This window comes from Chimaeribacter coloradensis (assembly GCF_002858715.1).
GTDB classification, from domain to species: Bacteria; Pseudomonadota; Gammaproteobacteria; order Enterobacterales; family Enterobacteriaceae; genus Chimaeribacter; species Chimaeribacter coloradensis.
This window is the reverse complement of sequence record NZ_PJZH01000016.1, coordinates 13,054-26,876: the sequence shown is the minus strand read 5'-3', so window position 1 is coordinate 26,876 and position 13,823 is coordinate 13,054. Positions and strand designations below refer to the sequence as shown.

Genomic DNA, 13,823 nt, shown 5'->3' with positions numbered 1-13,823 from the left:
GGGGTAGCGTCGGTAATGACCAAACAAGGCAGGCGGTGTGCTGGGGTATTGCTCAGCACCCTATGGATCACAGGGATAACGGCAGCGGGCGCCCCCCGTGCCGAGACACAACCGGAATTTCACTGGCAGGCGGCACCCACCGAGGAGCAGCGGGCCAGCCTTACCCTGCGCGAAGCCATTTTGCGGGCCTTCGCGCGCAACCCACAAATCGCCTCCGCCGCGGCACAGATTCACGTCGGCGAAGGCGACCTCAAACAGGCGCGCAGCGCCTGGTTCCCCCAGATTTCCCTTAACGCCTCGGCCGGGCACTCCAACCAGACGGACTCGGCCGGGCAACTCAATAACAACGCCTCCGGCGGCATCGAGCTGAGCCAGCTGCTGTATGACTTCGGCAAAACCGGCGGCGCCATCGACGAGCAGGAGCAGCTCTCGGCCTCCTACCGTTACACGCTGTTCAGCACCATGACCGATGTCGGCCTCAGCACGCTCCAGACCTACCTGGAGGTGAAGCGCTACCAGGCGCTGACGCTGGCGGCACGGGACAATATCGCCTCGCTGGAGCGGGTGCGCGACACCGCCAAAATGCGCGCGGACGCAGGCTTAAGCTCGCAGTCCGACGTGTTGCAGGCGCAGACCCGCATCGCCGGGATGCGCGCCACCCTGGAGCAGTACCGCGCCCAGCAGCGCTCCGCCTCGGCGCAGCTCACGGTGCTCACCGGCGTGGTCTCCGACAACCTGCCCGATCTGCCGCAGAGCCTGCTGGAGCAGCAGGTGGCGCTGGACCGTATCCCCTACCAGAACAGCGCACTGGTGCGCAGCGCGCAGGCCAAACAGGAAGCGGCGATCCAGCGGGTGAGGTCGCAGCGGGCAGAGCACTGGCCGACCTTACGGGTGCAGGCGGGGCGCACCCGCTATGAAAATGACACCCGCTCCTACTGGGACGACCAGGTGCAGCTGGCCGTCGAGGCCCCGGTCTACCAGGGCGGGGCGATCAGCGCGCGGGTGCAGTCCGCCGAGGGCGAACGCGAGGCGGCCCAGGCGGAGGTGGAGAAGGCGAAGCTGGACATCAACCAGAAAGCCTCCACCGCCTACGCGGACATGATCGGCGCGCAGCAGCGCCAGCAGGCGGGGGATGAGCAGTTTGAGAGCGCCGTCCATACCCGCAGCGTCTACCAGGATGAGTACAAACTCAGCAAGCGCAGCCTCAATGACCTGCTGACAGTGGAGCAGGATGTGTTCCAGGCGGACACCATGCGCATCGGCGCGCTGTATGACGGCTGGGACGGCACGGTGCGCTATGCGGCGGCCGTGGACAACCTGCTCGACATGCTGGGGATCGACCGGCAGCAACAGAGCGGCGACACCTTGCCCGCGCTGTAGCCGGGGCGGGTGACCCTGATATTTTCCCCGGCCGGGCATGGCAAGGGCGCGGCCGGGAAACCAGAGAGAGTGTGGATATGAAAACAACGACCGATGCATGGATTGCCGCGATGGTGAGATCGGCGGAGATCTTCGGCAAACCCGCCGACCCGCAGTTCCTGCGCCAGCAGATGCGCTGGTTCGAACAGCTCAGCCAGGCGCGCCAGCTGGAGCGTCTCAGCGGGCTGATGGGGTTACAGGTGAGCCTGGTGCACCGCGACCGGGTGCGCTGGCGGCAGGAGATTCTGCCGGCGATTGTGGTGCTGGAGCAGGGCAGCACAGCGGTGATCGAGACGCTGGATGCCGAGGGGCAGGCGGGCTATTGGCTGCAGGACGGCGGTGACATCCTGCGGCAGGCTGACCTCTCCTCGCTGCTCTCCCAGGGCGACGGCAATGTGGTACTGGTCGGGGTGGCGGCGCGCGGGCGCGACGGGCGCATCGACGAGTTTGTGCAGCCCTACCGCAAACACTGGTTCTGGCACAACTTCCGCGGTGCCGGGCGGCGCATCGGTGAAATTTCACTGGCGTCGGTGATCGGCAACGTGCTGGCGCTGGCCGGTATCCTCTTTTCGATGCAGGTGTATGACCGGGTGATCCCGGCGGAGTCCTATTCGTCGCTCTGGGTGCTGTTCGTCGGGGTGCTGCTGGCCGCGGCGATTGAGTACGGCATCCGGCTGATGCGCACCCGCGTCTCTGACCTGATGGGCAAGCGCATCGACCTGAAAGTCTCCTCGCTGTTCTTCGCCCGCGCCATGAGCATGAAAAACGAGGCGCGGCCCAAATCCACCGGCTCCTTTATCTCGCAGCTGCGGGAGATTGACCAGGTGCGCGAGCTGCTGACCTCCACCACCGTGGGCGCGGCGGCGGATATGCCGTTTGTGCTGCTGTTCCTGGCGATCATGGCGTTCATCGGCGGGCCGCTGGTGATTATCCCGCTGCTGGCGATCCCGCTGATTGTGATCCCGGGGTTACTGATCCAGATCCCAATGGCGAAGCTGGCGAAAGAGGGGATGCGCGAAGGGGCGCTGCGCAACGCGGTGCTGGTGGAGGCGATCGAAGGCATTGAGGACATCAAGGCGTTGCAGGCGGAGCCGTACTTCCAGCGCCAGTGGGAGCAGAACCACGACGTCGGCGCGACCATCGGCATGAAGCAGCGGCTCTGGGGCGCGCGCCTCACCGGCTGGGCCTCCACGGTGCAGCAGCTTACCTACGCCGGGATGCTGGTGTTCGGTGTCTACCTGGTGCTGAACGGCGACATCACCACCGGGACGCTGGTGGCCGCCAGCCTGCTCTCCTCACGCACCATTGCGCCGCTGATGCAGCTGACGCTGGTGTTCTCGCGCTGGCAGCACGCCAAGAGCGCGATGAAAGGGCTGGATGAGCTGCTGAAAAAGCCGCTCGACCGCCCGGAAGAGGGGGAGATGGCGCACTGCCCGGCGCTCAGCGGGCATTACCAGCTGAGCAATGTGCAGTACGCCTATGACGCAGAGCACGGGCCGAATGTGCTCGGCCTCGGCAAACTGGAGATCAAGCCCGGCGAGCGGGTGGCGATCCTCGGCAAGGTGGGGGCGGGGAAATCGACCCTGCTGAAACTGCTGGCCGGGCAGGCGACGCCCACCGGCGGCAAAATTATCATCGACGGGGTGGACATGACCCACGTCGACCCGGTAGACCTGCGCCGCCAGCTCGGTTACCTCTCCCAGGATTCGCGGCTGTTCTTCGGCACGCTGCGGCAGAACCTGATGCTCGGCCACCCGCACGCCACCGATCAGGAGATGTTGCAGGCGCTGCGCATCAGCGGCGCGCTGAGCATGGTGCAGCAGGACGCCGCCAGCCTCGACCGGATCATCAACGAAGGCGGGCGCGGGCTGTCCGGCGGGCAGCAGCAGATGGTGCTGATCAGCCGGATGGTGCTGCGTAACCCGCAGGTGGTGCTGATGGATGAGCCGACCGCCTCGATGGATGAGCAGCTGGAAGAGTATGTGTTGCGGCAGATGCACAGCTGGCTCACCGGGCGCACGCTGGTGCTGGTGACGCACCGCCCGGCGCTGCTGAAGCTGGTGGACCGGATTGTGGTGATGGACAACGGGCGCGTGGTGGCTGACGGCCCGCGCGAACAGATTCTGGCGAATGCGGCGGCAACGCAGGCCGCGGCGGCCAAGGCGCAACAGGGCGCAGCCTGAGGGAAGGACGATGACGCATATTGTATCGGATGAGTTTGAGCGCGATCAGAAGCGGGTCTCCGGGATTATCTGGCTATCGCTGCTGGCGCTGGTGGTGTTTTTCGTCTGGGCTTATTTTGCGGTGCTGGACGAGGTGACGGTGGGAACCGGAAAGGTGACGCCGTCGAGCCGGGCGCAGCAGATTGAGAGTTTTGACGGCGGGGTGATCAAGCAACTGCTGGTGCAGGAGGGGAGTATTGTCGATAAGGGGCAGATTCTGGCGCGCCTCGACCCGACGCGTTTCCAGTCTAACTACGGGGAAGCGGCGGCGCGGGTGCAGACGTTACGCGCCTCGGCGGAGCGGCTGACGGCCGAGCTGACCGGGGAGCCGCTGAAGTTCAGCGCGCAGACGATGAAGTCCCCCGAGCTGGTGGCGCGTGAGCGGCAGTATTACCTGTCGCGGTTGCAGAACCGGAATGAGACGGTGAAGAATTTGCAGGATTCGCTGCGGCTGGTGGAGCAGGAGCTGCGGATGACGGAGCCGCTGGTGGCGAAAGGAGCCGCCGGTCAGGTAGAGGTGATCCGCCTGCGGCGGCAGGCCAGTGAGATCCGCGGGAAGATTGACGAGGCGCGTAACCAGTACGCGGTGAAGGCGCGTGAGGAGCAGGTGAAGAATAACGCCGATCTGGAAGCGGAGCTGCAGGTGATGGCGGGCAAAGAGGACCAGGTGACGCGCGCGGAGCTGTTCTCACCGGTGCGCGGCATCGTGAAGGATATTCAGGTGACCACCGTCGGCGGGGTGCTGCAGCCGGGCGGGAAGCTGATGGAGATCGTCCCGATTGAGGATCAGCTGCTGATTGAGACGCGCATTAACCCGCGCGACATCGCCTACATCCGCCCCGGGTTGCCGGCCACGGTGAAAATCACCGCCTACGACTCCTCGATCTACGGCGATCTCAAAGGCAAAGTGGAGACGGTTTCCCCGGACACCATCCAGGACGAAGTCAAACGTGACCAGTTCTACTACCGGGTTTACGTGCGCACGGACAAAGCGATCCTGACCAACAAAGCGGGCCGCGAGTTCCCTATCGTTCCCGGCATGGTCGCCACCGTCGACATCAAAACCGGCCAGAAAAGCGTCCTCGACTACCTGCTGAAACCGCTCAACAAAGTCAAAGAGTCCCTGCGGGAACGGTAACCCTGAAGGCAGGCACCGCGCCTGCCTTTTTCTTTCCTGAAGCGCGGCCGCGCTGGGGAACAGGGCGCATGCCGCCCACTTACGCTACTCCCCCAGAAAATCACCGCCCTCCCCAAGCCGCCGCCGATCCTGCCACAACGCCATCCTGTCCCGCAGGGAGGCACTCAACGCGGCCAGCGCCGCCTGCGCCGCCTCAAATTCCGGATTGATGGAGAGCGCCAGCTCAAACAGCTGTTGCGCCCTGTAGCGGTTCTTCTCACAGCCCAGCCCCTCGCGCCACGCCATGCCCAGCGACCAGGCGGCCTCGGCGCGGGTCGCGCTGCTTTCATCGCGGATAATCTCCGGCAGCCAGTGGGTGACGGCCTGCTGTTTGTCCGCCTCCGGCCCCGCCTCCAGCGCCCAGGTGGCGCGCCAGTAGCGGGCGTTCAGGTCACCGTGCTCAATCGCCCGCTGATACCACGCCATCGCCCCGGCATAGTCGGGGCCTTCTTCCCCGCCTTCGCGCAGGGCGTTGGCGTAGGCGAACATCGCCGGCACCAGCCCCGCTTCCGCGGCGCGCCCGGCCGCCTGCAGCGCCCCCTGCGCACTGCGCAGGTCGTCCGGCACATCCTCGTGCCAGGCGTCACGGTAGAACAGATAGAGTTCATAACTGTGCAGCGCGCTGCCGCGCAGCGCCATGCCGAGCAGCATGGTGTGGGCGGCGTGCAGGTCACCGTTCAGCGCCATGTCGTGCGCCAGGGTGATCTGCTGTTGCTCCGTCACTGCCCGGTCCGGCTGGGCGGCCAGCAGCGAGGCGGCATAATCCAGCAGGGAGGCCGAAAGGCGCAGGTTCTCCGGCACGCCGTACAGCCCGTGGGCGCAGGCGCAGGCGGCAAAGGCCGCCAGCAGGGCGTCTGACGGGTGGGCGCAGGCGCGCTGCAACAGCATCGGCAGCACGCCGTGGGCATCCTCAACGCCGGAAGCGAGCACCGCGCGGGAGATAAACAGCGTGGCGAACGGGCCGGGGACCCGATCCGGTGACAGCGCCAGCAATTTGGCATAGCAGGCCAGCCCCGCGGCATCATCATCCTGCCAGTAGGCCAGGCAGGGGGCGGCCGCCTCCAGCAGCCGCGCGTGCAGCGCCGGTTCCGGCGGCGGCGTCAGGGCCTCTGCCAGCCGTTGCTGGAGCTGCTCCGCCCGGTCGCTGCCGCGCTCCGCCACCTCATCACCCAGCGCATAGAGCAGCACCTCCGCGCGGAAGCGGCGCTGGCTGGCGTCGTCAAAGCCCGCCATCAGCGCGCTGTCAACCACTGCCTCGCGGTGGGCCGGGTCGCCGCCCCAGTGTGGGGACTGAAACACCAGCCAGGACTCCAGGGTGCCGGTGTCGCCGGGGCGCACCGCCAGCGCCAGCCGCAGCCAGTAGTCGGGTGCTGCTTCGCCCTCATTGCGCGTTTCGATCAGGGCGGGCGGGAGCTGCGCGGGCCACGCTTCCGGCGCGCCGGCACCCAGCGCCGCCAGCCAGGACAACCCCTCGGCCCAGACCGGGTTGCCGGTCAGCCGGAATTTCTGGTGCAGCGGCAGCGGCACCTCACCGGCAAACAGCGCGCGCAGCCAGTAAGGTTCGCCAAAGCCGCCGCTCAGGGTCATCAGGTGGCGGTAGGCGTGGGTCGGGCGCGGGTGGCACGCTACGGCCCGCAGCAGCGCCAGCACCGCGTGGTCACAGCAGAGCTGCGCACCGAGCCACTGGCTGTCCGGCAGGGCGGCTTCGTCACCCTGGCTGCGGATCGCCCATGCCTGCCCGTGCCAGAACATCCCCAGCAGCACCTGGGCGTGGTAGCTCTCCGGCGACAACTGTACCCACTCCCGCAGCAACTCCAGCCGGCCGGCGGCATCCAGTTCGCTGCCGCTAAACAGGCTTTCCATGCTCATGAGCAGCCCGTACTGGCTGTCTGGTGTGGTGTGCGACTGCCATCCGCGCATCAGCATCAGCAGCCACTCATCCAGTTTGGCAAAGCGGCGGGTCAGGAGCAGGGTGCGCGCCCGCAGGGTGTCATCGGGCTGGGTATCAGAAAGTGGCATGCGATTCCTTCAAGCTGGCTGAACGGGGCTGCCGTGTGGCGGACGGCAAAAAGTGGGGGTAATTATGCGAAGTTTCTGCGCATAAGTCTAAGTAATGGCCGTGGTTCCCAGCAGCAGAATGTTCTGAGAAACATTGCCCCTGAGCAACGCGGGGCAAACGGGGCAGGGCAAAGCAGGAAAAGCAGGCCCGGATATAAGTAAGCGACAAAAGGTTATTATTACCCGCGGGCCGGACAGGCTTATTATTACCGCTATCAGCGCTCCTGTTACCCCTGCATTTTCCAAGGAGATAGAAGGAGAGAAAATAATAGATAATTACCGTTATCACTAATCACGGATAATGACTACCGCACAAAAAGGCAATAAAAAACCGGCCAGAAGGCCGGTGCAAAAACAATCAAATTATCAGAGATAATGAAGGTAATAAATACAAATAATGATGATAGCAGGGCGTATTATAGTGAGCGCGTTAGGAATTCCTTTATCATCCTGTGCGATAAAGCTAAATTTTAATAACTTAATGAATTTAAACAAATTTATAGAAAAGTTTACCAAATAGTGCCTTATTTGACTTATTGCGGAGTTTAAATAATCAGCAATTAATTACATGTTGACATGTTTATTTATAACAAAGAAACATTATTGCTAAATTGGTAGCATTTTCTTTCTGGATTAATTATGCACTTATCCTGAGAATGAATTCGCCTTGTCGGGTTTAATTATTCATCGGTAACAGTGGCGCTCACCCGACATCACGATCAAGGATACTTACATGAAATTCCGCATTCTCTCTCTGATGGTTCCCGCTTTACTGGTTGCCGGCACCGCAGGTGCTGCCGAAATTTATAACAAAGATGGCAACAAGCTGGATCTGTTCGGCAAAATTGATGGCCTGCATTACTTCTCTGACAATGACGGCAGCGACGGCGACCAGTCTTACATGCGTTTCGGCCTGCGTGGTGAGACCCAGATCAGCGACCAGTTAACCGGGTACGGCGAGTGGGAGTACCAGGTTGCGCTGAATAACTCCGAAGATGAGGGCAGCGCAGACACCTTTACCCGTATCGGCTTTGCCGGCCTGAAGTTCGGCGACTACGGCTCCCTGGATTACGGCCGCAACTACGGGGTGATCTATGACGTCACCGCCTGGACCGACGTGCTGCCGGAGTTCGGCGGTGACACCTACGGTGCGGATAACTTTATGCTGCAGCGCGGCAACGGCATGCTGACCTACCGCAACACCAACTTCTTCGGCCTGGTGGACGGCCTGAGCCTCGGCCTGCAGTACCAGGGCAAAAACAGCAGCGGTTCTGGTTCTGAAGATGGCCGTGATGTGCTGGACAGCAACGGTGACGGCTACGGCGTGTCGCTCTCCTACGATCTGGGCAACGGCTTCAGCGCCGCGGCGGCCTACGCCAGCTCTGACCGCACCACTGACCAGAATTCTGACGCGCTGTATGGCCGCGGTGACCACGCAGACGCCTACACCGGTGGCCTGAAGTATGACGCCAACAACATCTACCTGGCGGCGATGTACACCAAAACCTACAACGCCACCCGCTTCGGCGGCGGCGGCAGTGACATCGAAGGCTTTGCCAACGAAGCGGACAACTGGGAAGCCGTGGCGCAGTACCAGTTCGACTTCGGCCTGCGCCCATCGGTGGCGTACCTGCAATCCCGCGGGAAAGACATTGAAGGGTTCGGCAACCAGGATCTGCTGAAATATGTGGATGTGGGCGCGACCTACTACTTCAACAAAAACATGTCGACCTATGTTGATTACAAAATCAACCTGCTGGACGACAACACCTTCACCAACGCGGCCGGTATCAATACCGATGACGTGGTGGGTGTCGGCCTGGTGTACCAGTTCTAAGCGTTCACCGCTGACCCGTTATCCGCCCCCTTATGGGGGCGTTTTTATTTCACCTTCCTCTCTTTTATTTCGTTTATTCCCCGGGCGGCCGCCAGCCGAAATGGTTTTTCCTTTCTGCCCCGGCACATGAATCCTCTCTTTTTCGTTGTTTATAAAATTAATCCCTCATTAATTTAAAATGTATTAACTATTAATTTTAATACTGTTTATTTTAAATATTATTTCTCCGGCGTTAATTTGAATTGATATGATCTCAAATTTAATTTTTATAAGGAGAGAGTGATGAGGCTAAACAAAATAACCACGGCGCTTATTCTGTCGGCAGTGGCCCTTCCTTTATATGCGTCCGCGGCCACCCTGACGGCGGATGACAACACCAACACCATTACCGGCCTTGATACCAGCCAGATGATCTCCAGCGACAACGGGCATAAGTGGGAAGCCTACACAAGTGAAAAACAAAATAATTTTCCCGGCACGCTGACGGTAACCGTGGCGGTAAAAGACGATCAGGCCATTAAAGCGGTGGATTATGACCCGTCCGTTGCCTATTCCGAAAACGGTACCCTGGTGCGGTATAACGGTTATTACTGGACCAATAAATGGTGGGCCAACCCGGGTGAATTGCCGGGCAGTAATAGCGTCTGGGAAAAAGGAAGCAAGATTGAGATTACCACCCTTGCCACCTTTAAATTTACCCCGTACACCGGCCAGGCGGCGATTGATTTCCAGAACCAGCAGAAAGCCAAAGTGGCTGAACAGCGGAAAGTTGTGGGGTATTTCCCGGAGTGGGGCGTGTATGACGCACACAATAACTTTACGCCGGACAAAATTGATTTCTCTGAGCTGACCCATCTGAATTATGGCTTTGGGATTGTCAAAAATGGTGAAGTGGTTATCCACGACACCGAAAAAGGCCCGGGATTACTGGCGCAGCTCGATGATATGACCGAGGATGCAGGCGTCTCTTATATGGCATCGATTGGCGGCTGGAACAACTCGGAAGAGGGCGTGTTCGAAGCGGCTACCGCCACCGACGCAGGCGTGGACAAACTGGCCAACAGCATGCTGGCCTTTATGCTGGAGTGGGGCTTCGACGGGATCGACGTGGACTGGGAGTACCCGGACACCGACGCCGAAAAAGCGCAGTTCACCAAGCTGATGCAGAGCCTGCGCAGCAAGCTGGATGCGCAGGGTAAAAAAGATGATAAGTACTATCAGCTCTCTGCCGCCGTGACCACCAACCACAGCAAAATTGAGTTTATCAACCCGTCGGTCACTACGCCGCTGATGGACAGCGTCAACGTGATGGCCTATGACTTCCACGGTGCTTTTGACCCGATCACCGGCCACAATGCCCCGCTGTATGCCAACCGCCAGGATGCTGACCAGAAATTCAACGCGTCGTCGGCCATGAAAGAGTATGCCGACACCTATAATGTGCCGAAAAATAAACTGCTGATGGGGATTCCTTTCTACGGCCGTGGCTGGGGCGATGTGGAGCCGACGGAGATCGTCCCGGGGCTGCCGGGGCTGTTTGCGCCGGGCACTGCCACCGTTCACGGTGCCTGGGATGACGTCGGGCAGTTCACCGGCACCAACCCGTGGTATGTGCTGAAAGAGAAACTGGCCAGCGGTGAGTACACCCGTTACTGGGACCGCGAATCCCGCGTGCCGTACCTGTATAACGCCGCCACTAAAGAGTTCCTCACCTATGACGATCCGCAATCTGTGCGTGAAAAAGTGGACTTCATCAATAATGAAGGCTACGGCGGCGCGATTATCTGGGATTTGAGCGGTGACACGCCGACGCATGAGCTGGGCGAAATTGTGAAGGATGTGAAAGATGCCCAGGAGCAATCTGAAGCGAAAGATCTGCGCCTGCAATTTTTCAATAATGTTTTAAATATTGTAGCCGTGCTGGATGAGGCGCACCAGGCCGGTGAAAACCGTTATAAAGTGTATGTGAATAACACATACCGGATGGAAAGCTATGCGGGTAAAGTTTATTACTGCAGCATGACCGCCCAGCCTGAAGAACATACCGTCAGACTGACACAGGCGGCTAAAGGAACAGCTGCCGTGAACGTCGGTGATGTCATTGAATTACGTAAAACCAGCAATACGCCGGGAGAACCTTCAGGTGATTATACGGTGCTGAGGAAAATTACCGTTACCGAGGAGATGCTGAAAAACCCTACTCTGGATGCCGATATTAAAAAGGCAAAAGAGGGGTTGAAAGGCCTGACCGTGAATAAAAATGGCTTCTCTATTACCGAGACCAAGGCGCTGTTTAACGACACGCTGCGTATCGTAGGCTATGTTAACGGTGCCTATAATATGGAAACCTTCCACGGCAAAAACTATTACTCTTCAAAAAAAGAGCAGGGTGATGACGTGGTAGTGACCGCCAGTCGCGCCTTAAAAGCGGGCGATAAGGTCACGGTGAAATTTACTGCCGGGAAACCGGGTGCCGGCAGCGATGCCCTCGCGACACTGGCAGAAACGACGTTGCAGGAAGTCACCGTAACGGCCGATATGCTGAAATAAGATTAATTTGTTGCGGTGAAATAGTAGGTAAGCGCCCCGGCCATTATGACCGGGGCGTTTTTTATGCATTTTATTATTAGAGGGTTGCCGCATTACCCTTCATGACGGATGAAAGTATGTAACGTATTTATTAATAGTACATAACACAAGGCGTTCTAATTTAATTGTCAGTTAATTAAGAGTGTAATAACTATTGATTCTGCTGGAGGGAAAACTATTTATTATGCACGCCGCATTACTGGATGTCGTTACGGCGATGATTTTTTTAAAAGGATACAATTATGAAGCTAAGTAAAATAACCACCGCCATTCTGCTGGCGGCGGTTACGGCTCCCCTGGCGGCGTCAGCGGCTACCCTCTCTGCCAATGACAGCACCAATACCATTTCCGGCCTTGATACTACCCAGATGATCTCCCGCGATAACGGAAAAACCTGGGAAGCCTACGCCAGCGAAAAACAGAACCATTTCCCGGGTACCCTGACCGTCATCGTGGCGAAAAAAGAGGATACGGCGATGAAAGCCGTGGATTACGACCCGGCGGCCACCTACTCTCAGGCAGGCACCGTGGTACGTTACAACGGCTATTACTGGACCAATAAATGGTGGTCTAACCCGGGTGAGCTGCCGGGCAGCAACGACGTCTGGGCAAAAGGGGCGAAAATCGCGGTGACGACCCTCGCCACCTTTAAATTTACCCCGTACACCGGCCAGGCGGCGATCGATTTCCAGAACCAGCAGAAAGCGAAAGTGGCTGAGCAGCGGAAAGTGATCGGTTACTTCCCGGAGTGGGGCGTGTATGACGCACACAATAACTTTACGCCGGACAAAATTGATTTCTCTGAGCTGACCCACCTGAACTATGGCTTTGCCGTGGTGAAAAACGGTGAAGTCGGTATTCATGACACCTATAAAGCTCCTGAATTGCTGACGCAACTCGACAAGATGACCGAAGAAGCGGGCGTCACTAACATGATCTCCGTAGGCGGCTGGAACAACTCCCTTGAAGGCGTGTTCGAAGCGGCTACCGCCACCGATGCGGGTGTGGACAAACTGGCCAACAGCATGCTGGCCTTTATGTTGCAGTGGGGCTTCGACGGGATCGACGTGGACTGGGAGTACCCGGACACCGAGGCCGAAAAAGCGCAGTTCACCAAGCTGATGCAGAGCCTGCGCAGCAAGCTGGATGCGCAGGGCAAAAAAGATGACAAGTACTATCAGCTCTCTGCCGCCGTGACCACCAACCACAGCAAAATTGAGTTTATCAACCCGGCGGTGACTACGCCGCTGATGGACAGCGTCAACGTGATGGCCTATGACATTCACGGTGCCTTTGACGCGATTACCGGCCACAATGCGCCGCTGTATGCCAACCGCCAGGATGCTGACCAGAAACTCAACGTCTCTGCCACCCTGAAAGAGTACGCTGACACCTATAATGTGCCGAAAAACAAGCTGATGGTTGGTATTCCTTACTACGGCCGCGGCTGGGGCAATGTCGAACCCACCGAAATTATTCCGGGGATGCCGGGCCTGTTTGCACCGGGTTCCGCCACCTCTCAGGGTGCCTGGGATGACGTCGGCCAGTTCACCGGCACCAACCCGTGGTATGTGCTGAAAGAGAAACTGGCGAACGGCGGCTTCACCCGCTACTGGGACAGCGAATCACGCGTGCCGTATATGTACAACGCCTCTACCAAAGAGCTGCTGACCTATGACGACCCGCAATCTGTCCGTGAAAAAGTGGACTTCATCAATAATGAAGGCTACGGCGGCGCGATTGTCTGGGATCTGAGCGGTGACACGCCGGATCATGAGCTGGGCAAGATTGTGAAGGATGTGAAGGATGCACAAGAGCAATCTGAAGTGAAAGATCTGCGTCTTCAATATTTCAATAATGTATTGAATATTGTTGCCGTTCTGGATGAAGCGCATCAGACCGGCGAAAACCGCTATATGGTCTATGTGAATAACCAATACCGGATGGAAAGCTATGCGGGTACGGTTTATTACGGCAGCAAAACCACCCAGGCTAATGAGCATACCGTCAGACTGACACAAGCGGCTAAAGGAACAGCTGCCGTGAAGGTGGGTGATGTCATCGAATTACGTAAAGCTACCAACAAACCGGGGCAAAGTTCATCTGAATATACCGTCCTGAGAAAAATTATCGTCACCGAAGAGATGCTGAACAATCCTACCCTTGATGCTGATGTCAAAAAAGCAACAGAAGGTTTGAAAAGCCTGACCGTTAATAAAAATGGCTTCTCTATTGTTGAAACGAAGGATCTGTTTAACGCCAACATTCGTATCGTAGGCTACGTCAACGGTGCCTATAATATGGAAACCTTTAACGGTCAACACTATTACTCTTCCAAGCAAGAACAGGGTAATGACGTGATATTGTCAGCCAACCGGAAATTAAACGTCGGGGATAAAGTGACGGTTAAATTTACCGCCGGGTCACCAGGTGCGGGCAGCAGTGCAATCACTACTCTTGCAGAAAACACCTTAAAGGAAGTGAAGGTCACCGCAGATATGCTGAAATAATTCCGGCATAA

7 protein-coding genes are annotated in these 13,823 nt (G+C 58.5%); 6 read left to right on the top strand and 1 reads right to left on the bottom strand.

Annotated elements, in window-relative coordinates; all coding sequences use genetic code 11:
* Nucleotides 1-15 precede the first annotated feature (15 nt).
* The 3 genes from CYR32_RS14690 (at nucleotide 16) to CYR32_RS14680 (ending at nucleotide 4,779) form a co-directional block, all read left to right on the top strand.
* Nucleotides 16-1,380: a TolC family outer membrane protein gene (locus CYR32_RS14690; RefSeq protein ID WP_101825716.1), complete on the top strand. Its 1,365-nt coding sequence runs from the start codon at nucleotides 16-18 to the stop codon at nucleotides 1,378-1,380.
* 77 nt (nucleotides 1,381-1,457) lie between these two features.
* Complete coding sequence (locus tag CYR32_RS14685; protein ID WP_101825714.1) at nucleotides 1,458-3,602, top strand: type I secretion system permease/ATPase; 2,145 nt, start codon at nucleotides 1,458-1,460, stop codon at nucleotides 3,600-3,602.
* A gap of 10 nt (nucleotides 3,603-3,612) precedes the next feature.
* Entirely contained in the window at nucleotides 3,613-4,779 is a 1,167-nt protein-coding gene (locus tag CYR32_RS14680; protein WP_101825712.1) for a beta-barrel domain-containing protein, read from the top strand.
* Between the two features lie 84 nt (nucleotides 4,780-4,863).
* Here CYR32_RS14680 and CYR32_RS14675 read toward each other — a convergent pair whose 3' ends face one another.
* Nucleotides 4,864-6,837 (bottom strand): DUF4034 domain-containing protein, encoded by a 1,974-nt coding sequence (locus tag CYR32_RS14675; RefSeq protein WP_101825710.1) that lies wholly within the window; start codon nucleotides 6,835-6,837, stop codon nucleotides 4,864-4,866.
* 772 nt (nucleotides 6,838-7,609) lie between these two features.
* Here CYR32_RS14675 and ompC point away from each other — a divergent pair.
* The 3 genes from ompC to CYR32_RS14660 all read left to right on the top strand — a co-directional run bounded on the left by ompC (nucleotide 7,610) and on the right by CYR32_RS14660 (nucleotide 13,812).
* Nucleotides 7,610-8,713 carry a porin OmpC gene (gene ompC / locus CYR32_RS14670; RefSeq protein WP_101825708.1) on the top strand — a complete coding sequence of 368 codons (1,104 nt, stop codon included), beginning with the start codon at nucleotides 7,610-7,612 and terminating at the stop codon, nucleotides 8,711-8,713.
* 282 nt (nucleotides 8,714-8,995) lie between these two features.
* The gene (locus CYR32_RS14665) at nucleotides 8,996-11,263 is read left to right on the top strand and encodes a glycosyl hydrolase family 18 protein (RefSeq protein ID WP_101825706.1); all 2,268 of its coding nucleotides are present in this window, start codon (nucleotides 8,996-8,998) and stop codon (nucleotides 11,261-11,263) included.
* Nucleotides 11,264-11,544: 281 nt separating this feature from the next.
* Nucleotides 11,545-13,812, top strand: coding sequence for a glycosyl hydrolase family 18 protein (locus CYR32_RS14660; protein WP_101825704.1), 2,268 nt, complete (start codon nucleotides 11,545-11,547; stop codon nucleotides 13,810-13,812).
* The last annotated feature ends 11 nt before the right edge of the window (nucleotides 13,813-13,823 follow it).

Excerpts from the sequence above, each read along its gene's own strand:
- CYR32_RS14660 (WP_101825704.1), top strand. The coding sequence starts at position 11,545 with ATGAAGCTAAGTAAAATAACCACCGCCATTCTGCTGGCGGCGGTTACG.
- CYR32_RS14675 (WP_101825710.1), bottom strand. The coding sequence starts at position 6,837 with ATGCCACTTTCTGATACCCAGCCCGATGACACCCTGCGGGCGCGCACC.
- ompC (WP_101825708.1), top strand. The coding sequence starts at position 7,610 with ATGAAATTCCGCATTCTCTCTCTGATGGTTCCCGCTTTACTGGTTGCC.
- CYR32_RS14685 (WP_101825714.1), top strand. The coding sequence starts at position 1,458 with ATGAAAACAACGACCGATGCATGGATTGCCGCGATGGTGAGATCGGCG.
- CYR32_RS14665 (WP_101825706.1), top strand. The coding sequence starts at position 8,996 with ATGAGGCTAAACAAAATAACCACGGCGCTTATTCTGTCGGCAGTGGCC.
- CYR32_RS14680 (WP_101825712.1), top strand. The coding sequence starts at position 3,613 with ATGACGCATATTGTATCGGATGAGTTTGAGCGCGATCAGAAGCGGGTC.
- CYR32_RS14690 (WP_101825716.1), top strand. The coding sequence starts at position 16 with ATGACCAAACAAGGCAGGCGGTGTGCTGGGGTATTGCTCAGCACCCTA.